Annotated in this window: 26 protein-coding genes and 1 pseudogene; 9 read left to right on the top strand and 18 right to left on the bottom strand. The window is 64.7% G+C overall.

Annotated elements, in window-relative coordinates:
• The first annotated feature begins 188 nt into the window (after positions 1-188).
• Complete coding sequence (locus tag AC0L20_RS00670; protein WP_473287019.1) at positions 189-1,232, top strand: hypothetical protein; 1,044 nt, start codon at positions 189-191, stop codon at positions 1,230-1,232.
• A gap of 54 nt (positions 1,233-1,286) precedes the next feature.
• Here AC0L20_RS00670 and AC0L20_RS00675 read toward each other — a convergent pair whose 3' ends face one another.
• The 3 genes from AC0L20_RS00675 to AC0L20_RS00685 all read right to left on the bottom strand — a co-directional run bounded on the left by AC0L20_RS00675 (position 1,287) and on the right by AC0L20_RS00685 (position 3,033).
• Positions 1,287-1,505: a hypothetical protein gene (locus AC0L20_RS00675; protein ID WP_027517660.1), complete on the bottom strand. Its 219-nt coding sequence runs from the start codon at positions 1,503-1,505 to the stop codon at positions 1,287-1,289.
• Positions 1,499-1,717, bottom strand: a complete 219-nt coding sequence (locus AC0L20_RS00680; RefSeq protein ID WP_456764551.1) for a hypothetical protein — start codon at positions 1,715-1,717, stop codon at positions 1,499-1,501. The genes AC0L20_RS00675 and AC0L20_RS00680 overlap by 7 nt, the downstream gene beginning before the upstream one ends.
• Positions 1,718-2,025: 308 nt before the next feature.
• Positions 2,026-3,033, bottom strand: a complete 1,008-nt coding sequence (locus AC0L20_RS00685) for an acyl-CoA desaturase (protein WP_473287021.1) — start codon at positions 3,031-3,033, stop codon at positions 2,026-2,028.
• A gap of 204 nt (positions 3,034-3,237) precedes the next feature.
• On the opposite strand from AC0L20_RS00685, the pseudogene AC0L20_RS00690 reads away from it, so the two are divergent.
• Positions 3,238-4,034: pseudogene (locus AC0L20_RS00690) on the top strand (lytic transglycosylase domain-containing protein).
• Positions 4,035-4,151: 117 nt separating this feature from the next.
• On the opposite strand, the gene AC0L20_RS00695 reads toward AC0L20_RS00690, so the two are convergent.
• The 4 genes from AC0L20_RS00695 to AC0L20_RS00710 form a co-directional block, all read right to left on the bottom strand.
• A complete protein-coding gene (locus AC0L20_RS00695; RefSeq protein ID WP_247325252.1) occupies positions 4,152-4,427 on the bottom strand; it encodes a hypothetical protein in 276 nt (91 codons plus the stop codon).
• 90 nt (positions 4,428-4,517) lie between these two features.
• Entirely contained in the window at positions 4,518-4,844 is a 327-nt protein-coding gene (locus AC0L20_RS00700; protein WP_473287023.1) for a hypothetical protein, read from the bottom strand.
• Positions 4,845-4,933: 89 nt separating this feature from the next.
• Positions 4,934-5,593, bottom strand: coding sequence for a cell envelope biogenesis protein TolA (locus AC0L20_RS00705; protein ID WP_473287025.1), 660 nt, complete (start codon positions 5,591-5,593; stop codon positions 4,934-4,936).
• Positions 5,594-5,899: 306 nt separating this feature from the next.
• Positions 5,900-6,436: a helix-turn-helix domain-containing protein gene (locus AC0L20_RS00710; RefSeq protein WP_473287027.1), complete on the bottom strand. Its 537-nt coding sequence runs from the start codon at positions 6,434-6,436 to the stop codon at positions 5,900-5,902.
• Between the two features lie 200 nt (positions 6,437-6,636).
• Here AC0L20_RS00710 and AC0L20_RS00715 point away from each other — a divergent pair, with 200 nt between their 5' ends.
• From AC0L20_RS00715 to AC0L20_RS00725, 3 genes are all read left to right on the top strand, one after another.
• Positions 6,637-6,987, top strand: coding sequence for a zinc ribbon domain-containing protein YjdM (locus AC0L20_RS00715; RefSeq protein ID WP_473287029.1), 351 nt, complete (start codon positions 6,637-6,639; stop codon positions 6,985-6,987).
• Between the two features lie 113 nt (positions 6,988-7,100).
• Positions 7,101-7,316 carry a hypothetical protein gene (locus AC0L20_RS00720; protein WP_473287031.1) on the top strand — a complete coding sequence of 72 codons (216 nt, stop codon included), beginning with the start codon at positions 7,101-7,103 and terminating at the stop codon, positions 7,314-7,316.
• Positions 7,317-7,478: 162 nt separating this feature from the next.
• Positions 7,479-7,664 (top strand): hypothetical protein, encoded by a 186-nt coding sequence (locus tag AC0L20_RS00725; RefSeq protein WP_035962695.1) that lies wholly within the window; start codon positions 7,479-7,481, stop codon positions 7,662-7,664.
• A 21-nt stretch (positions 7,665-7,685) separates the two neighbouring features.
• On the opposite strand, the gene AC0L20_RS00730 is transcribed toward AC0L20_RS00725, so the two are convergent.
• The 4 genes from AC0L20_RS00730 to AC0L20_RS00745 form a co-directional block, all read right to left on the bottom strand.
• Positions 7,686-8,606, bottom strand: coding sequence for a DMT family transporter (locus AC0L20_RS00730; RefSeq protein ID WP_473287033.1), 921 nt, complete (start codon positions 8,604-8,606; stop codon positions 7,686-7,688).
• Positions 8,607-8,697: 91 nt separating this feature from the next.
• Positions 8,698-8,844 carry a hypothetical protein gene (locus AC0L20_RS00735; RefSeq protein ID WP_018454523.1) on the bottom strand — a complete coding sequence of 49 codons (147 nt, stop codon included), beginning with the start codon at positions 8,842-8,844 and terminating at the stop codon, positions 8,698-8,700.
• Positions 8,845-9,090: 246 nt separating this feature from the next.
• Complete coding sequence (locus tag AC0L20_RS00740) at positions 9,091-9,345, bottom strand: hypothetical protein (protein ID WP_211396075.1); 255 nt, start codon at positions 9,343-9,345, stop codon at positions 9,091-9,093.
• A 172-nt stretch (positions 9,346-9,517) separates the two neighbouring features.
• Complete coding sequence (locus AC0L20_RS00745) at positions 9,518-9,721, bottom strand: hypothetical protein (protein WP_456764559.1); 204 nt, start codon at positions 9,719-9,721, stop codon at positions 9,518-9,520.
• A 326-nt stretch (positions 9,722-10,047) separates the two neighbouring features.
• Between AC0L20_RS00745 and AC0L20_RS00750 the strand changes: the two genes are divergently transcribed.
• Entirely contained in the window at positions 10,048-11,346 is a 1,299-nt protein-coding gene (locus AC0L20_RS00750; RefSeq protein ID WP_473287036.1) for a M15 family metallopeptidase domain-containing protein, read from the top strand.
• A 10-nt stretch (positions 11,347-11,356) separates the two neighbouring features.
• Here the strand turns inward: AC0L20_RS00750 and pdxY are convergent, their stop codons facing one another.
• From pdxY to AC0L20_RS00765, 3 genes are all read right to left on the bottom strand, one after another.
• Positions 11,357-12,169 carry a pyridoxal kinase gene (gene pdxY, locus AC0L20_RS00755; protein ID WP_473287038.1) on the bottom strand — a complete coding sequence of 271 codons (813 nt, stop codon included), beginning with the start codon at positions 12,167-12,169 and terminating at the stop codon, positions 11,357-11,359.
• A gap of 46 nt (positions 12,170-12,215) precedes the next feature.
• Positions 12,216-12,857, bottom strand: coding sequence for an FMN-binding negative transcriptional regulator (locus AC0L20_RS00760; protein ID WP_473287040.1), 642 nt, complete (start codon positions 12,855-12,857; stop codon positions 12,216-12,218).
• Between the two features lie 92 nt (positions 12,858-12,949).
• Entirely contained in the window at positions 12,950-13,594 is a 645-nt protein-coding gene (locus AC0L20_RS00765; protein WP_473287455.1) for a TetR/AcrR family transcriptional regulator, read from the bottom strand.
• Between the two features lie 97 nt (positions 13,595-13,691).
• On the opposite strand from AC0L20_RS00765, the gene AC0L20_RS00770 reads away from it, so the two are divergent.
• Positions 13,692-14,357 (top strand): O-methyltransferase, encoded by a 666-nt coding sequence (locus AC0L20_RS00770; RefSeq protein WP_473287042.1) that lies wholly within the window; start codon positions 13,692-13,694, stop codon positions 14,355-14,357.
• Between the two features lie 164 nt (positions 14,358-14,521).
• The gene (locus AC0L20_RS00775) at positions 14,522-14,866 is read left to right on the top strand and encodes a DMT family transporter (RefSeq protein WP_473287044.1); all 345 of its coding nucleotides are present in this window, start codon (positions 14,522-14,524) and stop codon (positions 14,864-14,866) included.
• A gap of 67 nt (positions 14,867-14,933) precedes the next feature.
• Here the strand turns inward: AC0L20_RS00775 and AC0L20_RS00780 are convergent, their stop codons facing one another.
• Both AC0L20_RS00780 and AC0L20_RS00785 read right to left on the bottom strand, forming a co-directional pair.
• Positions 14,934-15,248 carry a hypothetical protein gene (locus AC0L20_RS00780; RefSeq protein ID WP_473287046.1) on the bottom strand — a complete coding sequence of 105 codons (315 nt, stop codon included), beginning with the start codon at positions 15,246-15,248 and terminating at the stop codon, positions 14,934-14,936.
• Positions 15,249-15,333: 85 nt separating this feature from the next.
• On the bottom strand, positions 15,334-15,513 hold the full coding sequence (locus AC0L20_RS00785) for a hypothetical protein (RefSeq protein ID WP_027517643.1): 180 nt from the start codon (positions 15,511-15,513) through the stop codon (positions 15,334-15,336).
• Positions 15,514-15,639: 126 nt separating this feature from the next.
• Here AC0L20_RS00785 and AC0L20_RS00790 point away from each other — a divergent pair, with 126 nt between their 5' ends.
• Positions 15,640-15,930: a DUF3551 domain-containing protein gene (locus tag AC0L20_RS00790; protein ID WP_473287048.1), complete on the top strand. Its 291-nt coding sequence runs from the start codon at positions 15,640-15,642 to the stop codon at positions 15,928-15,930.
• Positions 15,931-15,949: 19 nt separating this feature from the next.
• On the opposite strand, the gene AC0L20_RS00795 is transcribed toward AC0L20_RS00790, so the two are convergent.
• A complete protein-coding gene (locus AC0L20_RS00795; RefSeq protein WP_456764566.1) occupies positions 15,950-16,228 on the bottom strand; it encodes a hypothetical protein in 279 nt (92 codons plus the stop codon).
• 174 nt (positions 16,229-16,402) lie between these two features.
• Positions 16,403-17,389 carry an SH3 domain-containing protein gene (locus tag AC0L20_RS00800; protein ID WP_473287050.1) on the bottom strand — a complete coding sequence of 329 codons (987 nt, stop codon included), beginning with the start codon at positions 17,387-17,389 and terminating at the stop codon, positions 16,403-16,405.
• Positions 17,390-17,504: the final 115 nt, after the last annotated feature.

A 17,504-nucleotide genomic window follows, 5' to 3' on the forward strand; every position in this document is an offset into this window, starting at 1 on the left:
CGACGGTCGGGCGCCGCATGCTTGATCCAGATCAAGGGCGCCTGTTGCAGACCCCGCGACCGCCCCACCCCGAGGCCTCGCCATAATTTCTCCTTCGCACGCGCGTTGTGTTGGACGGCGGCGAGTCTTATCGTTCCGATCGGACTGCCGCACTCCCATTGACGCCCGACGGAATCGAGAGCGCATCGGTGCCCGAGACGAACGACCCCAAACCTGACGACCACAAGCCAGACGCGCCCAAGCCTGACGCCCCCAAGCCGGACGCAGAGCGCGCCGACGGCGGGCTGGCGCGGGCCTACGACCGGATCAAGAGCGCGGAGCAAGACCTGGCGCGGCTGGACCGGCTGGTTTCCGGAATGGAACGCGGCAACGAAGGCCCGCGGGTCTCGCGAGCAAGCGCCGGTGCGGAGACTGTCCAGGCTCCCAAGGACAAGATTCCCGAGGACAAGACCCCCAAGGCCGCGGCGCCGGCGCCGGATAGCAGGGTTCGAAATCAAGGCCTCAAGGGAGACCGGCCCATGCTGCGCGCTCTGGTCGGCCTCGTGCTGGCGATCGGCATTCTCGGTGCGGCCTTCGCTTCGCAATATCGCGACGAGGCCAGGTCTATGAGCAGGTCGATCATGGCGCGATGGGCTCCGCCGGCCGCCAGTCCGCCTCCGCAAGCAGCCGCGGTTGAAAGTCCGGCGCAACCGCCGGTCGTGCAGCTCGCTGCCGCGGATGAGCCCGGCACGATGCCCGCGCCGCCGACCGGCAAGGATACGGAGAGCAATGCAGGGTTTGACGCTTCAAGACCCAACGCATCAACAACGGGCGCCACAGCCCCTGACTCGCCGTCGTCCGATCTCGCGCAATCGCTCAAGTCCATCACCAGCGAGCTCGCGAACATCAACGGAAAGCTCGAGCAACTGAAAAGCCGCAACGAGCAGACGCTGCGCGAGCAGGCCGACACCATTCAACAGCTCAAGGCGACGCAGGAGAAAGATGCGGCGGCCAATGCGCGCCTCGCTGCACAGGTCCAGGCGCTGCAAAAGGAGCTGACGACGCCGTCCGCATCGTCATCCGCACCTGCATCCGCTAAACCCGTCCCGCGGAGCGCGATCAACAACGATACCGCTGCGCCTGCGCGGCCGCACGTGCAAGCCGCCGCACCTCGGCGGCCCCGGCCGTCGCGAGGGCCCTGGATGCCCCCACCCTATATGCTCGATCCCTACTACGGCGATCCGGATTGGTGAGCCCGCAGGCCACGCGAGCAATTCTGCGCCGGCACGCAAGCTGGCCTGCCGGCGTCAATCACGCGGCGAGATCTGGAGCTCCATCAACGCCATGCGCTCCAGCACAGCGGGGTCTCGCTCGCCCTCCTTCGCCGTGCGAAGGATTGTTTCCGCGATCGACTTGACATGCGCAGAGCTGACCGGGGCCGGCAGTGACGCAACCGCCGTGTCCAGCGCAGTTTTCATGATGCCGATGGTTTCAGGCGTAAAAGATGCATTCGAAAAATCTAGCATGCTGGATCCGATCTGGAGGTCATCACGAGCGTCGCCTGGTTCGAATGGCTGCTGATCTGCGCAATCCGGTCGACCAGGGCCGTCAGATGTTGCGGCAATGGGTCGTGCTCGCCCCGAAGCTTGATCCGCAGGCGGTCGCCTATTTCATTGCAGATCGCCAGGCTGGAGCCGCGGTCGATCTGAATGGCATTGCGAACATCGGGGCTGTTCATGAAGGTTTCCGGTTGATACGCACGGAGGACGCTTCGCGCCGAGCCGCTCTCACAAGGCGACTGCAGTCTTGTTCAGGCGAGGATCGGAGGTTCGATCTCGCTACGCTCGGGGATCCCGGACTTAACGGCCCCATTGGGCCAGAGTTCCGTCCGAACACAACTCATGTTTGGATTTCACGGAAGCAGCAGTTTCTGCGGCTTGCGGCGGTTAAGGACCGTAGCCCGGATGGAGCGCAGCGAAATCCGGGACGGTGCTCGCGGCAGGATTCCCGGATTGCGCTACGCTCCATCCGGGCTACAGGCGCGCATCAGACCATCGCTTCCGTATCGGCGACTGGACGCTTTCCGTCTTCTGAATCTCCGGAGCGAACAGCCCGGCTTCCGGCCGCGAAAATGTCGTGCACGAGGCCGAGTTTCCCGAGCCCGAGAATGATCAGGCCGTTGATGTCGATCTCGTACCAGGCGTGCGAGATGTAGGCGTCGCGCGGAAACCGGTGATGGTTGTTGTGCAGGCCTTCACCGAAGGTGAGGATCGTGGTCATGAACTCGTTAGTGGTGCCGTCGTCGAGATCGAAGCGGCGGTAGCCGTAGCGCCCGTCGCTGTGGCAGACCGAGTTGACCAGCGACGTCGCCATGGTCATGAGGTAGCTGCGGAACAGGCCGGAGAACAGGATGCAGCCGGTCATCGTGTGCACGCCGCCGAACGCGTAGCCGATCGCGCCCGGAATGATCACCGCCGAGAGCGCGTACCAGTACCAGCGCGTCCTGGTGAAGAACATCGCGATCGGGTCGGCCAGAATATCCTTGGCGTAGTATCCGGCATCGGTGGTGGCCTGGTCCCACACCCAGCCGCCTTGCGCATGCATCATCCCCTTGGCGAAGGTGACATAGGGGTTGCCATCGCCGTCGTAATAAGGGCTGTGGACGTCGCCGGGCTTGTCGGAGTGCAGATGATGTCGGCGATGATTGCTCACCCATTTCAGGATCGAGCCCTGCACCGCCATGGTGGCGATGGCCGCGAACAGCGTCCGCATCACCGGACCGCAGCGGAAGCTGCGGTGCACGAAGTAGCGATGCATGAAGCCGATGCCGACCGTGGACAACGCGAACGTCCCGGCGAAGACCGAAACCTCCAGCCAGCCGATGCCTTGCCAGAAGGCCCAGACCAGCGCCGCGATCGACCCACCGATCATGATGACGAAGGAGATGTAGGAATCGCGAAACTTGGCCTCGACCACCGGCCCTTCGACCAGCACGCCTGGCGGCATTTTCCGCTCCGCAGCTTCCGCCGACACCACGCTTTCGATTACGGTCATTCCAGTCGATCCATTCACACAAAATTAACCCTGTTGCGGCGCACAGTACAACCTCGGGTTATTTCCATCAAGGATGCGAGCTGCCGTGGGAGTACGGAGCGGCGACTTGAAACGAGGCGACCAGAGGGAAAAGAAGCCGGATTTCAAGGCCTCATGACAGCGTTAACCAGGTGCAAAGCCTCCGCAATGCACTCGCAGAGACCGATGCCAGGACGAAGCAAGCCCCTCCTCTCTCGCCTTCGCAAGCTCAGGCGACGCGCGCGTTGGGTGCGAAAGACTTTCGCGCGCGCACCGCGGATGGTTCGGATCGCGGGCGGCGTGGCGATGCTGCTTGCGGTCGTCGTGCTCGTGAACATCGCCTATCAAACCATGCGAAGCCGACCGAGCTGTTCGTCCTGGTCGGCCACGCGCTCGACAAGGAGCCATCGGAGACCTGGCGGCAATACGGGCCACTGTTCCGCAAGCATTCCACCGCGACGATCGCGCCCGAATTGCTGGCCGCGCTGGCGCAGGTCGAGACATCTGGCAATCCGCTGGCGCGCACCTACTGGCGCTGGCGATGGAGTTTTAATCCGCTCGCGATCTACCGGCCCGCCTCCAGCGCCGTCGGCCTCTTCCAGATGCTGGACGCGGCCTACGCCGACGCCGCGCGGTTCTGTGTTCGCGGCAACGCGGTCACGGAAGCCGGCTGCGGTTCGCCCTTCCTCTATGTCCGCGCGATCCCGAGCCACGCCATCGAGCTGGCATCGGTGTATCTCGACCGCAATGTCGCCGATGTTCTCGCCCGCGCGGGCGATGTGAAGGCGAGCGCGCGCGAGAGGCAGGATCTCGCCGCCTTCATCCATCTCTGCGGCGCCGGTCCCGCCACGGCCTACGCGCGCCGCAAGTTCCAGATGATCGCCGACGAGCGCTGCGGCGATCACCTCGTCGCGAGCTACGTCGCCAGGGTCAACGCGATGAAGCGGCAGTTTCTGCGGCTTGCTGCGGAGGATGGCGGTTAGCAAAGGAGCGTAGCCCGGATGAGCGAAGCGACATCCGGGATTCGTGCCATGCGGGCGGTCACGCGATGCGGATGGTCCGGCCCCGGATTACGCTTGCGCTCCATCCGGGCTACGGCATCACCACCAGTACGGCCAGCGCCAGCCCTCATAGCGGACATACGACGACACCAAAGGCGGGCCGTAGGGATCGACCCGGTCGTCTTCGGGGCGATAACGATAGCGCGGAACGATATTGTAATCCCACGGCGTCGGCCTGAGCACCGGGACATCCACCCTCAGCCGTTGTTCATCCACCACGCGGGCCTTCCGCGTCCGGGCTTCGGCATCCGATATCCCGAGATTGCACAGCACCAGGGTGGTTCCGAGCGCACACGCGACAGTCATGATCTTCATGCGTTGGTCTCCTTGCCGCCAGAGTGCAAAAGGACGCCAAGCAAGGCAAGCGAATTTGTCCAGAGTCTTCCGCGCAACGCAGACCGATTGTCACGCGACGGGGTTGCCGTCCAACAACGCGAGCGCTCGCGGCACCTGATCGCGGTCCGCAACCAGCACATACTCCTGCCGCGCCAGACTGGCGCCGCTCGCGATCACGATTGATTGTTTCGGGCAGAGGCCGAAGCATCCGGTCACGATCAGCTTGGCCGGCTTGGTGCCGTTGCGCTTGTTCGCCTTCAGTTCGGATTTCAGCGCACGCCTGACGTCGCGGCCCTCGTCGCTACGCTTGAGGCATTTGCGGCACACCAGGACCGGCGCCGCGCGGCGCGGGCGCACGATCATCGGGATTTTGGAATTCGAGGGATTTTCAGGCATTGCAGACCTATATGGGACTGCAGTCTATATAGGCATGGAACCGCGATCTTGCCGACGGAGACGGCGACGCGGCACGCATGGCCGGGCATTTACTCCCGCGCGCGACGCACAGCCTCGGTCAATTTCATCCTCTGCTTGTCCCAGCGCGTCGCCTCCGCCTCCGCGCGTTGGTCGAGCGCAGCGCGCTCCGCTTCGATCGCCTCCGCCCGCGATTCGTGCTCCCGCCTCGCCTCGTCCAATGCGGCCTGCGCACTCGCGACGGCCTTCTCGCGGCGCGCGCGCTCCTTGGCGCGGGCGGCCTCCTCCTTGCGGCGCTCGGCTTCCCGCCGCTTCTCTTCCTTCTCGAACGCCGCGGCGGCCTTGCGCGCCTGTTGATCGTCGATCTTGCGGGCTGGTTGCCTTGCTGCCTTTGCGGGACGCTTTTTCGGCGTGGACTTGGCTTTGGACTTGGCCTTGCGCTTCGGCCCGGCCTCGTCGTCAGCGAGATCGGTCGGCAACTCGGAATGCTCGGTGAACGCCCCGTCCGATCCGACCGGCCGCCTGAGCACCACGCCCGGCTTCTCCATCGTCGCCGCGACGATGTCGGGATCGTCGGTCTCCTTCGCGGCGCCCTGATGAAACAGATTGGACCTGGCGCCCCAGGCATCCAGCGCCGCCTTCATCGAGGGCGCGGCGATCGCCTGGTCGTAGAAGCCGAGCGAGGTCTGGTAGGTCTTCAGTTTTCTTTTTGGTTTTGCTTTTTTCGGCATGTCGCTCCGCAGCTGGCGAGCCACCAGCTTCCTGCGGCGCCATCATGCCATACTGCCCCTGTTTTGCCCGACGAGTCAAACTCGATTCGGTATCGCCGAAGTCGAGGCGGCGCGCATAGGCCCGTAGCCCGGATGAGCGAAGCGACATCCGGGACCTTTGCTGGCGGCCTTCCCGGGTATCGCTTCGCTCACCCGGGCTACGGCGCAACACCACCGATTCTTCGGATTTCCAACACACTGAAATCCCTCGGGATTTCTACTGTGCATGGGGTTGTTTTCGACATTTTTGTTTTGACGGGGTGTCAACTACGCCGCGTCGACATCCTCAGGCGCCGGCCCTGCGACGAGCCCGTCGAGGCCGATCATCAGGAGATCGGCGATGTGCATCAGCTGGTACAGCGGAATGTCCGCCTCGCCCTGCTCAGCCAGCACCACGAAGACCGGCGTGGCGCCGATGAGCTCGGCGAGCTGGCCTTGCGTGTAGCCGCGCTTTTCGCGCGCAGCCTTGAGGCGAGCACCGATCCCGAGCCGGTGGCGGGACTGCTCGTCCGCGGTCATCATCACGGCCTGCTCGTCCGCGCTCGCATAGCCGTCCGCGAACGCGCTGCCGATCAGCCTGCCTTTGCGCCAGGCGACACGGCAGTCCTTGCGCAGTCCGCTGCTGAAGACCAGCGTGAACCGCTCGGCGACCCAGAGCGAGGCGTTGAGGCCGAGGCGCGCGCCGCTGCCCGAGACATCGCGGATCGTGCAGGGCGCGCTGATGATCTTGCCGGTGCCGTTGTCGAATTCGACAATGCCGGTACGCAGCGTGTGATGTCTGACTGCGGCGCGATGCTCGCTCATGACCAGAACACTCCCTTCCGCCGCGACGTCGAACCGACGCAGCTACAAATTCCGGACCTCGATACCGCAGAGTTTTTCCTGAACTCCTAAGTTTCCAAGGGTTCCGCCAGGACTGAAAGCCATGGTAAAGGATTTGCTCCCAATCCATCTTTTTCCGGCGGAAAGCGTGCGGCGCGCCCGTGACGGGCGACGAGGCAACAATGACCGACGCGATGAAATGTCCGACCTGCAAATCCGAGCACGCCTATCAGGATCGCGGCCTCTGGGTCTGCCCGGAATGCGGCCATGAATGGAGCGGCACGGCGGAGGCCGCCGCGGACGCCACTCAGGAGGCCGGCGTGCGCGATGCCAACGGCAATGCGCTCACTGATGGCGACAGCGTCATCGTGATGAAGGATCTCAAGGTCAAGGGCTCCTCCTCCGTCGTCAAGGGCGGCACCAAGGTCCGCAACATCCGCCTGCAGGACGCGACCGACGGCCACAACATCGCCTGCAAGATCGACGGCATCGGCGCGATGAATTTGAAATCGGAGTTCGTGAGGAAGGCGTAACCGCCGCGAACGCCAGGCGACCGCCAACGACGCATCGGGGCGAAGAAGAGGTGCGTCGGCCTGAACTTTTCGCGAGTTCGGCCGTTCTCTGTGTCAACAGAGGATGGCGGAAAATGGTTTTTGATTTGCGGATCGTCGCGATCTCGGCGAGTCTCGTTTTGGCTTCGATCGCGGTTGCCGCAGCCAGCGATCTGCACGAACAGCCGTCCTCGGCTGCCGCCGGCACGAGCGGCCCCGCAAGCGAGGCGCGCCCCATTCGCGTCGTTCTGCCTGCGCCATGGGAGCCCGCGACGCCATCGTCCGCTTCAGCGGCCGCTACGCGAAAATAACCCGCCCTACGATCCCGCCAGCCGCATGTCCTGTTCAAAAGTGGACATACGCTGCTGCGCCGGACCGGTACCGATCACTCAGCATCCGCACGACAATTTTGGGAGGCCGCTCTGCGAGGACCGCCAACAAGCGACGCGACCAAACCAAACCCGACCGATGACATGTTCGACAATCTGAGCGATCAGGCCGTCTTACGATTGTACGAAAACATCCGGCATCAGGTTGTCGCCGACAAGGCGCTCGGAGGCAGGTATCGGTTGCTCGGCAAATCCGCCAGCGAGCGCGCCGAGCGGCTCGGGCGGGAGCTGACCGGCCGCGGCGTCAAGTTCACCACCATCGAATGGTAAGCGCCGTTTAGGGGCCGCGGTCTATCGCTGCCTCTGCGCCAGATAGAATCCGCACAGCACCGTCACCAATCCCGCCGTCTGCAATAGTGTCGGCGGCTCGCCGAGCAGGAGCCAGCCGGTGAGCACCGTCAGCGCCGGCACGCAGGCCGGGACGACGGCAGCGCGGGCGACGCCGAGGCGTTGCACCGAGACGGCGAACAGATAAAGCGCGGCCGGGCCCGCCAGCACGCCCTGCGCCAGCGCCTGGATGGCGTTCTCACCGATACCTATCGCCGCGATCCGTGCGAGGCCGCCGGTCATGAGGTAGATCGGCAGCAGCAGCAGCGAAAGCACGTTGATGACGAGCGCAGCCGACACGGCGGAGACCCGCCAGTGGCGCAGCAGCGCGCCGAAACCTGCGAACATCAGTCCGGTCAGCACGAAGGTGAGATCGCCGAGCACGCCATCGACGCCGATATGGCCGATCGATTCCGCGCCGATCACGCCGAGCCCGCCGACGATGACGACAGCGCCGGCGATGCGCGACGCGGAGACATGCTCTTTCAGGAAGAGGGCTGCGAGCAGCAGGCCCCCGAGCGTCGCGCAGGAGGGCTGGATCACGCTGCCATGGCCGAGCGGCACGAACAGAAAACCAGTGTAGGAGATCAGCGACATCACGGGGCCGCCGAGCACCATCAGCGCAAGGCCCCTGCCCCAGCCGATGCCGCAGAGATCGGAGATCCCGCCGCGTATCACCAGCGGCAGGAACGCGATGCCGGACCAGACATAGCGTTGCACCAGCAAATCGACCGGCGTGAAGCCGACCTTGAGCCCGTGCCGCGTGCCGGCAAAGCCGAGCGCCCAGAACAGCGCCGCGGCGAGGCCGCAGAGCACGCCGACAAGCGCCGACGCCGCATCGTTCTTTTGGGTGAGAGCGTCGGCGCCGCTCGTCCGCTGATCCATGGGACAAAGCGGTACGCCGACAGAGGCCATGGCTCAACCCATGTGCCTGCAAGGCTGGCACGCAAGCGAGAAACGCCAGCGCGCCTTTCGCTCAGAAAAATCCCGGGCTGAGATCGAGCCCATAGGTCAGGCTGAGCACGAACACGAACAGCGCGGCGGCTGCGAACAAGGCGAGATGCTTGAGAATGAACGCGCGCGGCGAGACGCTTGCAACAACGGCTTTCTGTGCAACGGGCATGACTACTCCATTATGAAAATGATTCTTGGCTGCTCAATAAGCGGCGCCCGCATCAAGCGCCGCGATCTGCAAAGCAACTATTAAAGAGATCACACTCGCTTTGAACGGCCGTACACAACCGCACGTGATCATGACTCGCTGCGCCAAAAAAAAGACCGCGCTCCCGAAGGGAACGCGGTCCAGGCAGGCTCGGAGAAAACGAGCCTGCAGCACGTTGGCTTGACGTTGGCTTGTGGCGTCCCCAGATCAGCGGGCGCTGCCCGTCGTGACGTCAGCCGTTTTCACCTTGCGCGGGGACAGAACGCGGGTCTGGTGGACCGAAGCGACAGTAGTGGGCGCCGAGGCCTGCTGCTCGACATGCGCGGCACCGAGCACGCGCACCTGCATTGGGGAGACCGGAAAGCCGTTGGCCTCATAAGTCGGCAGCTCGGCAGCGAAAGCCGCGGTGCTGCCCGCGATCGTCAGGATGGCGGCGGCGATCGACAGAGTCTTCTTGTTCATGGGTGATGCTCCTGAATGAAACGTTCGGAGCACATCTAAGCCCATTTTGCTGCATTGCGACATGCACTGCTGCATTGCAACAACGCGCCGGGTGCATGGCAATATGTTTAATGCGCACAAGGCTTTGGTCGAATCACCGCCGGCTGCGACATGACGCTTTTATGAGTGGCGGTCAGCCGCCGAGCACGTGGCCCCAGCCATCGAAGACGTAGGCCTTCCAGATTACGGTTCCGTCCTGGCCCGGCCGGCTGGCGCGCCTGAAATCGTCGGCCTGCTCAGCGGTCCAGGTGATGATCGTATCGGAGAGCTGGTCGTGCAGGATGGCGGGCTCGGTGGGGTCGAAGCCGTCCATGGGACGAAGCGAGGAGTGCGTCATGCGCGCCTAACGCGCCGGCCGTGACAAGGTTGCGCAATGTGTCGGCGAAACACGGTTACGGCGGCCCGTGCCAAATATTCGCCTTTATCGAATTTTGCACACCGCCCGCGAGCAAGCGCCCGTGGAACCGCAATGGAACCCGCGTTGCCGCCGCGCAACACCTGCTCGAAAAGCCCGCTTTCGCCGAATTGCGCCATTGCGCCGCCACACCGTCCTCCGAACAATCGACGCGCGGCGTGCCTTTTCGTGCAAGACTGTTTGCCCAAGATTGGTCAAGACTGTTCGGAGAAGACGAGGTTCGACAGAACCGTTTGGAGGCAGGGATCATGAATGATCGGCGGTCTCTTCTGGTGGCGGTCTCCTGCCCCTCGGCGGTTCTCGCCGGCTGGCTGGCACTCTCTTTGTCCGCCTATGCCCCTGCACTCCTCGAGAACAGCGGCGCGAATGCTTCCGCCGTCTCGCGCGCGAAAGATCTCAGCCGGCTCGACCTCGCCGACATCCCGCACGCTGCTTCCATCGAGGACGGCGTCGCCCTGACCGCCGATATCGCGGCCGCTGTCGCTGCGACACCAGGGTTGGTCAATGCTGAAGCGGCAGCGCCCGAGGCGCCAGCTCCAGCCATCAAGCTCGCCTCGGCCGACCCGGTGCTGATCTTGCCGACCGAAGCGCCGCTCACGCCGCAGATTGCGCCTGACCCGGCACCAGTCGCCAGCGAGGTGGCGCCGGAGCCCGTGATAAAGCTCGCATCCGCCGATCCCACCGAGATCGTGACGACGGACGCGCTGTCGCCCGCGACGATCGCGACCGGCCCCGTGCCCGCGGCGAGCAAGGCCTCGCCGTCCGCGGACACGACCGCGGTCCTTGACGAATGCTACGTCATGGACGCCTGCATCGACGGTTATCTCTGGGCGCTCTACCAGCGCACGCCCAAGGAAGACTCGGTCAAGGTCGAGGATCGCCGCGCCGTCACCGTCAAGCGCAAGGGCAAGATGGTGACCGTGATGCGCAGCTTCACGAAACTGGTCGACGAGGACTTTGGCTGGAAGGATCCGAAAGCGGCCGACCGCGCCGGCATGTCGATGATGGACTACGTCATCGGCGGCATGGACAAGAGTTTCAAGAAAAAGCTGTTTCGCACGTTGCTCGCGGCTGAGGCTGCCGGACTTTCGCCGGGCATCACCAGCGCGTTCCGCGACGACTATCGCCAGTCGATCGCGAGCGGCCTGAAGGCTGCCTCCGACCGTTCCTATCACGGCGGCAGCACGCGCGGCGGCTACGGCCACGGCATGGCCGCCGACATCGTCAGCACCAAGGGCGACAACCGCGCGCAGCGCTGGGTCTCGACCGAGGTGCTGTGGAAGTGGGTTGATGCCAATGGCAAGGCGCTCGGTATCGGCCGACCCTATCTCGGCCGCGATCCCCCGCATGTCGGCCCGGTTGACGGTACGGAATACGTCTCGCGCCGAGGCACGTCGGACCGCAAGGAAGCCAACGTCAAGCCGAGGAAAGCGCGGGCCGTGGCAAGCGCAAAGCTGCCAAAGGCGAAGGCACAGGCGACGCGCGAGCAGAAGGTCCCCGCGAAGCCGCAGAAATCAGCGCAATCGGCCGCGAAGCGCGCGACCTGAGTATCAGAGCTTACCGTCCCGGCGTCGGCAGCGGCACGAGCCGCATCTCGGCGGTGCCTGCCTCCTGCGTGCGCACCAACACGGCAAAGATGGTTTCGACCGCGAGCCGCACAGCCGCCTCGGTTGCCGTGTCCTTGGCCAGATGCGCCGCGATCAGGCCCGTGAGAAGATCGCCGGTGCCTGAGGGGCGGATCGGCAGGCGCGGCGTCGCAAAGCGCGACAACTGACCGTCGGCGCACAGAATCGTTTCCACCTGCCCTTCCGCCGTATCACTGAGCGTGCAACCGGTGGCGACCACGTCGATGTGGCCGGTCCCGGCCAGCGCCGCGCACGCCGCGCGCAGACCCTGCGCATCCGCGATGTCGAGGCCTGCGAGCAGCCCGAGCTCGAACTGGTTCGGCGTGGTCAGATCGGCGGCCGGCAGCAGCCGGTGCCGGACCACGTCCAGGATGCCGTCGGCGACATAGACCCGGCCGTCATCGCCGATCACGGGATCGCAGAGATAGACCAGTTTTGAATTGCGGGTCAGCGCCCGCTCGACGAAATCGGCAATGACGGCGGCATTGCCGGGCGAACCGAGATAGCCGGTGACGAGGACCGCGGCCTCGTCGACGAGATCGCGCTCCTCGACGCCTCTCAGCAGATCTGCAACGAGCTCGGTCTCCAGCACCCGCCCGCGGAGGGTCGGATAGCGCGGATGGTTCGACAGCAGCGTGGTCGGCACCGCGGCGACATTCACGCCTTCCGCCTGCATGGCATAGGCGGCGGCGCTGTTGCCGACGTGGCCGTGGACCACCTGGCTTTGAATGGAGATGACAAGCATGAAAGTCCGTAGGGTCAAATGCCGCGCGAGACAAGGGTCGCCCGGATCACGAAAGACCATACCCAAGCCCGGGCCGCAGCGCTTGCATCTTCCGCGCCAGCCGCCGATGCCCGCTCTCCTCCGATCGCGCCAGCCGGCCGGCGACCGCGACGTGATCCGCATCGCTCTTGTGCTGGTTGAGCTTGGCCTGCCCCTCGACGGTATCCACCACGAGATCGATGACGCGAATGGTAGCCAACATGGTCTCGCGCTTGTCCGGCTCCATCTGCGCCAGGTCCCAGGGCGCCTTCGGCAGTCGCGCTTCGGCGACCGCGAGTAGCGCATCGCCGTGCCCGCGGTTCTCGTCGAGCCCGCGCAGATGCGCCACGCCCGACAGGTGCACGGCCTCGTACAGCCAGGTCGAGACGTTGTCGCGCGAAGAATACCAGTCATTGGAGATGTAGGCGTCGTCGCCGGCAACGATCAGCAGAAAGCGCCGCGCGCCGTCCGCGAGCGGAACGAGCGGATTCCTGGCGGTGAGATGGATCTGGACGATCGCACGCCCCTCGTGTTGCTCCAGCACGAAGGGCACATGCGAGGCGCGCGGACCGCGCTCATCCGCCGCGACGATCATGCCGAAGCCGCGCTGGGTTGCGAATTCCAGCGCTTGCTGCTCCTCGATGCGGAATTGGGGGCGGAGGACATGCATGGCGGGGCGCTCGTTGACTGGCTGGAGGACAAATCGAGGCTAACTCATGATCCGGTCAAGTCAGAAGCGATATTGGCCCGCAAACGCAGATGTCAGGAATGATCTCGCCGCCGCGCGAGCTCATCGATATAGGCGCAGAACATGTCGGCCATTGCGTCGGCATGACGCGCAATCTCCGCCTCGTTGCGCGGTGTCTCCGAGAACTGCTTGCCGACCTCGCTCAGCGTCGTCTTGATCAGCTCGCCGGCAAGCTCCCGCGTCGCATCCGGCGCCTTGGGCAGGGCCTCCCGCATGAAGGCCGCGACGATGCCTTTACCGGCGGCCCGCGCGTCGTGTGCTTCGGGCGCATCGCGATAGAGCGGCGCGGCGTCGCTGAGCGCCGTGCGGATCGCAGCCTCCTCGCACTCGGAACGAATGAAGGCGTGGACCAGCGCGCGCAGCCGCACCAGTGGCGGTTTCGCTCCGTCGGCCAGGATGCAGCGCAGGAGCTCGCTCGTGCGCCGCCACTCGTCGCTCTGGAGGCGGAACAGGATCGCCGCCTTGTTCGGAAAATATTGATAGAGCGACCCGACGCTCACCCCGGCCCGCTCGGCCACCCGCGCCGTCGTGAAGCGCTGCGCCCCCTGCTTGGCCAGGACCTGAACAGCGGCGTCCAGGATGGCCGCCACCAGCTCGTTCGAGCGGGCCTGCTGCGGCTGTTTTCGTGAGGAAACTGAACGGCTTCGGCGATCGGCCATGGCGCCCTCGGGCAATGCGAATAGCGAATGCGACGAATTAGTCGTATTTCAATTCTCACGCAAGCACTCGCCTCGCGGCGACATCTGGAGACTACACATGACCATTCCGACCATCACATCACTTGCGCCACTGCTCGATCGTCTGTTCGACCAGGACGAAGCGGCGCGCGGCGCGATGCGAGCCGCCTTCGCCGATGTGACCGACGCCGACCGCGCACGGATGATGCGGAGCAAGACCGCTTACCGCGACCTCTACGGGCGGCTGAAGGACGCACCGCTCGCAGTCTCCCGCGAGACCGGTCACCTGCTTTACATGCTCGCACGCAGCTCCCGCGCCAAGGCGATCGTCGAGTTCGGCACCTCGTTCGGCATCTCGACCCTGCACCTTGCCGCGGGCTTGCGCGACAATGGCGGCGGTCGCCTCATCACCAGCGAATTCGAACCGTCCAAGGCGGCCCGGGCGCGCGAGAACCTCACGGCCGGCGGGTTGCTGGATCTCGTCGAAATCCGCGAAGGCGACGCGCTGAATATGCTTCGAGTCGATCTGCCTGATACGATCGATCTCGTGCTGCTCGACGGCGCCAAGGCGCTCTACCCCGATATCCTGGATCTGGTCGAAGGCCATCTCCGGCCGGGCGCGATCATCGTCGCCGACAACGCCGACGACAGCCCCGACTATCTGGCGCGCATGCGCAGGCCCGGAAGCGGCTACATGTCCACGGCCTTTGCCGAGGATGTCGAACTCTCCGTGCGGATCAACTAACGCCACCACCAATGAGCCGCCGCGCGAACCATCGCGCGGCAGTTTCGTGCTGCGCTCCGCCGTGTCGCAGGCTCGTCACTGACACGTGATAGCTGGACCCGGGCAAACGTCATATTCCCCGTACCGCGCGGTATCTTTCTTTGCACAATACGCCCGAGCCCGTGATGACTTCCGCCTTCAATGCCTACGCAGCGCTTGCCTTCGCTATCGTCCTCGAGGTCACGGCGTCCGCCTTCCTCCAGCAATCCATGCAGTTCACGCGGCTGTGGCCGACACTGGCGATGGTGCTGTTCTATGTCGCCTCGTTCTACGCGCTGTCGGTCGCGATCCGGGTCATCCCCCTGAGCATCGCCTATGCGATCTGGGGCGGGGTCGGCATCATTCTGACTGCAACGGTCTCCTTCGTGCTGTTTCGCCAGATGCTCGACGCTGCGGCCTTCGTCGGCATCGCGCTGATCGTGTCCGGAGTGGTGGTCATCAACCTGTTCTCGGCGACCACGGTGCATTGATGCCGGCAAGCACGGTGTCACCGGCAAGGTCTTGCTTCGCGACGCCCTGCCAGCGGCCGACTCACGCCTACTGGCTTTGCGACGGCTTGGGAGTACGCGGCCCGGAGCGCTTCGCGCCAGGCTTGGCCGCAGCTCGCGGCGGCACCGTGTCGACCGATTCCAGATAAGCGGCAAGCGCCTTGGCTGTGTCCGAACTGGTTGCGTAATGGTCCTTCAGGAACCAGGACAGCGTCAGGTTGAAGCGCCCCTTGGCAAGGCCGCGCGGGCTGCGATGGCAGGTCGCGCATCCATCGGCGAAGAGCTTTTGCGGCGATTTGCCGGCATCGAGATTTTGTGCGGCGGCAAATGTCGTTGTCAGGACGGCCGCGGCTGCAAGACTCATCGTTGGAAGAGTCATCAGGGGCGCGATCAGGTCGCGCCCCGGTCGAAAGTGCGAAATCAATGTCGTCCCCTGCCCGGTCTTGCGGTCAGGCCGCCAATAGCTGATCGAATTCGGGCGGCGCGTAGGCCTTGCCGTCCTGGTCGGTGATGACGACCTTCCACCCCTCGCTCGCCCAAACCTTCGCCTTCGCCACGATGAGCAAACGGCTCTCGCGGGCAAAACTGCACTTCTCGTTGTCGCGTTCTGCGATCATCTTGTAGGCCAATGCGCATCCCCTTGCGTTGTCCCTGCACCCGCTCTCGTCGTGGCAGCGGGCTTTGGCGGCAATTCGCCGGGAGCGTGGCAATTTGGTGCCATCCGCGGCAGCATTGTGCCTGGTTCCGGCCGAACGATGGAGGTTGATCGTGCGTCGCATCAGAATGCGATTCTGCTTGTCGCGGGCTTGTTTGGTGCGGGCCTGCTTGGCTCGGCGCCCGCAGCGGCGCAGACCTACGATCCGCGCCATCCCGTCTGCATCGAGATCTACACCATCGACGGCCGCAGCATCGATTGCAGCTTTGCGACAATCGCGCAGTGCGCCGCGACCGCCTCCGGGCAATCCGCCCAGTGCTACGCCAGTCCCTATGCCACGCAGAGCCGGCAGCTGAGCCCGGTTCCGTCGCCGCCGCGACGAAGCCGATAGCATCAGGTCTGCGCTCCGATCAGTGGACGCGAATGATGTGGGGGCGGCCAAGATCGATCAGCCCCTGCACCGCCGAGAGACGGTCGTCGAGGGCTGCGATGGTCAGCAACAGATTGTTGCGGCGTTCGTCGAGAAGGCCCATCTCGGCGCCGGAGAGTTTGGTGCTCGATCGCTCCTTGTGAATCACCTCGAGAGATTGGCGCAATCCGGCAATCAGGCCGGACAGCTGCTTGGCTTCTCTGGTCATCGACCGCTTCGCGACATTGTGGCGGCGCGTCTCCGCCTGGTTCTGTCTCATCGTCGTCATCCTCCCGTGCCCCGCTGCCCCGAGTGGAATGCTTACAGCTTTGAGTAGACATATTACGATCGATGAAATCTGTCCGCGAAGAAGCTTCTTAAATTGTACGCGCACGGAACCCGATCGAGCCTCAGCAGAAAGCCCGGCGCGAGGGCCGGGCTTTCGTTGGCAAAGCTAGTGCTTCTGGTGCCCGCCACCGGGACCGCCGGCCGGCGCACCGCCGCCGTGCGGCGCGGCGTTGATGTGAGGAGCGCCGCCGCCACCGCCATGAGGCATCGCAGGCGCAGCCGCGCGCGGCGCCGGCATTTGGGCATGAGCGTTCATCGGCGAGCCGTGGCTGACGTTGGGTTGGGCCACATGCGGCATCGCGGGCCGGCTGGCCGGCGCCGCTGATATACGCGGCGCCTCATGCGGGCGCGCCATCGGTTGCGCAGGCATAGCCGCGCGGTGTGCGGCCTGCTCGTGCATCATGCGGGCCTGTGCATCGTGCGGATTGCGGCCCTGAAGATTAGTCCGCTCATGCGCGATGCGGTCGCTTCGTCCCGCACGGCTCCGGTCCGTCGTCACCGCAGTCTCGTGCCTGCCCATCGCGGCGTCGTGCCGTGAAGTTGCGGCATCACGTCCGGAGACCGCAGCCGCGCCCTTCATATTTTCCTTGGTATTCGCACCGTTGCGCCCGAGTGCAACCGCCGCGTCGCGCGTTGCCGCGCGGCCGATCCGAGCCACGCGCGGATCGATCGTCATCCGCGTCGCGTCGCGCTGATGTGAAGTCCAGTAAGTATTCCAGTGGGCATGCCGCCGATACCACGGCCGCCCCTGATAATAGCTCGACCAGTACGAGGTCAGCACGAAGGGGACGATCGGCACGTCGATCTCGTCGACATAGTCGGGGAGATAGACGTAGTGATTGCGGTAGAGATATTCGAGATATTGCGACGACACCCAGCCGCGGTCATCCGAGAAGCTCACGTCGCACCAGGCATTGCCGCGCAGGCAACCATGGATGTCGACGCGGGCGCCCTCGGGGATGCGATCGACCAGCGGAAAGCCCGGACCCGGCCCGGCCCGCAGGCCGGTCGAGACGGTGACCATGCCCGGTGCGGCCAGCGTGGCCGTCGGGGCAAGCAGCAATGCGGCTAACAACACGCTTCGGAATTTCATGGCGTAGTCCTCCTCTTTCGAGACGGAACGCGCCAGCGGAACGGGCGTTCCGCGTACGAAGGTGTCATTCGTCGAAAGATCGAGACGGATGCAGCGCGCGGTTCAATATTCATTC

It is taken from the genome of Bradyrhizobium sp. Kon58 (assembly GCF_055807455.1).

What these genes read in the sequence shown, in the direction of transcription:
- AC0L20_RS00675 (WP_027517660.1), bottom strand. Translation starts at nt 1,505, where the DNA reads ATGCTAGATTTTTCGAATGCATCTTTTACGCCTGAAACCATCGGCATC.
- AC0L20_RS00680 (WP_456764551.1), bottom strand. Translation starts at nt 1,717, where the DNA reads ATGAACAGCCCCGATGTTCGCAATGCCATTCAGATCGACCGCGGCTCC.
- AC0L20_RS00685 (WP_473287021.1), bottom strand. Translation starts at nt 3,033, where the DNA reads ATGACCGTAATCGAAAGCGTGGTGTCGGCGGAAGCTGCGGAGCGGAAA.
- AC0L20_RS00695 (WP_247325252.1), bottom strand. Translation starts at nt 4,427, where the DNA reads ATGAAGATCATGACTGTCGCGTGTGCGCTCGGAACCACCCTGGTGCTG.
- AC0L20_RS00700 (WP_473287023.1), bottom strand. Translation starts at nt 4,844, where the DNA reads ATGCCTGAAAATCCCTCGAATTCCAAAATCCCGATGATCGTGCGCCCG.
- AC0L20_RS00705 (WP_473287025.1), bottom strand. Translation starts at nt 5,593, where the DNA reads ATGCCGAAAAAAGCAAAACCAAAAAGAAAACTGAAGACCTACCAGACC.
- AC0L20_RS00710 (WP_473287027.1), bottom strand. Translation starts at nt 6,436, where the DNA reads ATGAGCGAGCATCGCGCCGCAGTCAGACATCACACGCTGCGTACCGGC.
- AC0L20_RS00715 (WP_473287029.1), top strand. Translation starts at nt 6,637, where the DNA reads ATGACCGACGCGATGAAATGTCCGACCTGCAAATCCGAGCACGCCTAT.
- AC0L20_RS00720 (WP_473287031.1), top strand. Translation starts at nt 7,101, where the DNA reads ATGGTTTTTGATTTGCGGATCGTCGCGATCTCGGCGAGTCTCGTTTTG.
- AC0L20_RS00725 (WP_035962695.1), top strand. Translation starts at nt 7,479, where the DNA reads ATGTTCGACAATCTGAGCGATCAGGCCGTCTTACGATTGTACGAAAAC.
- AC0L20_RS00730 (WP_473287033.1), bottom strand. Translation starts at nt 8,606, where the DNA reads ATGGATCAGCGGACGAGCGGCGCCGACGCTCTCACCCAAAAGAACGAT.
- AC0L20_RS00735 (WP_018454523.1), bottom strand. Translation starts at nt 8,844, where the DNA reads ATGCCCGTTGCACAGAAAGCCGTTGTTGCAAGCGTCTCGCCGCGCGCG.
- AC0L20_RS00740 (WP_211396075.1), bottom strand. Translation starts at nt 9,345, where the DNA reads ATGAACAAGAAGACTCTGTCGATCGCCGCCGCCATCCTGACGATCGCG.
- AC0L20_RS00745 (WP_456764559.1), bottom strand. Translation starts at nt 9,721, where the DNA reads ATGACGCACTCCTCGCTTCGTCCCATGGACGGCTTCGACCCCACCGAG.
- AC0L20_RS00750 (WP_473287036.1), top strand. Translation starts at nt 10,048, where the DNA reads ATGAATGATCGGCGGTCTCTTCTGGTGGCGGTCTCCTGCCCCTCGGCG.
- pdxY (WP_473287038.1), bottom strand. Translation starts at nt 12,169, where the DNA reads ATGCTTGTCATCTCCATTCAAAGCCAGGTGGTCCACGGCCACGTCGGC.
- AC0L20_RS00760 (WP_473287040.1), bottom strand. Translation starts at nt 12,857, where the DNA reads ATGCATGTCCTCCGCCCCCAATTCCGCATCGAGGAGCAGCAAGCGCTG.
- AC0L20_RS00765 (WP_473287455.1), bottom strand. Translation starts at nt 13,594, where the DNA reads ATGGCCGATCGCCGAAGCCGTTCAGTTTCCTCACGAAAACAGCCGCAG.
- AC0L20_RS00770 (WP_473287042.1), top strand. Translation starts at nt 13,692, where the DNA reads ATGACCATTCCGACCATCACATCACTTGCGCCACTGCTCGATCGTCTG.
- AC0L20_RS00775 (WP_473287044.1), top strand. Translation starts at nt 14,522, where the DNA reads ATGACTTCCGCCTTCAATGCCTACGCAGCGCTTGCCTTCGCTATCGTC.
- AC0L20_RS00780 (WP_473287046.1), bottom strand. Translation starts at nt 15,248, where the DNA reads ATGAGTCTTGCAGCCGCGGCCGTCCTGACAACGACATTTGCCGCCGCA.
- AC0L20_RS00790 (WP_473287048.1), top strand. Translation starts at nt 15,640, where the DNA reads ATGGAGGTTGATCGTGCGTCGCATCAGAATGCGATTCTGCTTGTCGCG.
- AC0L20_RS00795 (WP_456764566.1), bottom strand. Translation starts at nt 16,228, where the DNA reads ATGAGACAGAACCAGGCGGAGACGCGCCGCCACAATGTCGCGAAGCGG.
- AC0L20_RS00800 (WP_473287050.1), bottom strand. Translation starts at nt 17,389, where the DNA reads ATGAAATTCCGAAGCGTGTTGTTAGCCGCATTGCTGCTTGCCCCGACG.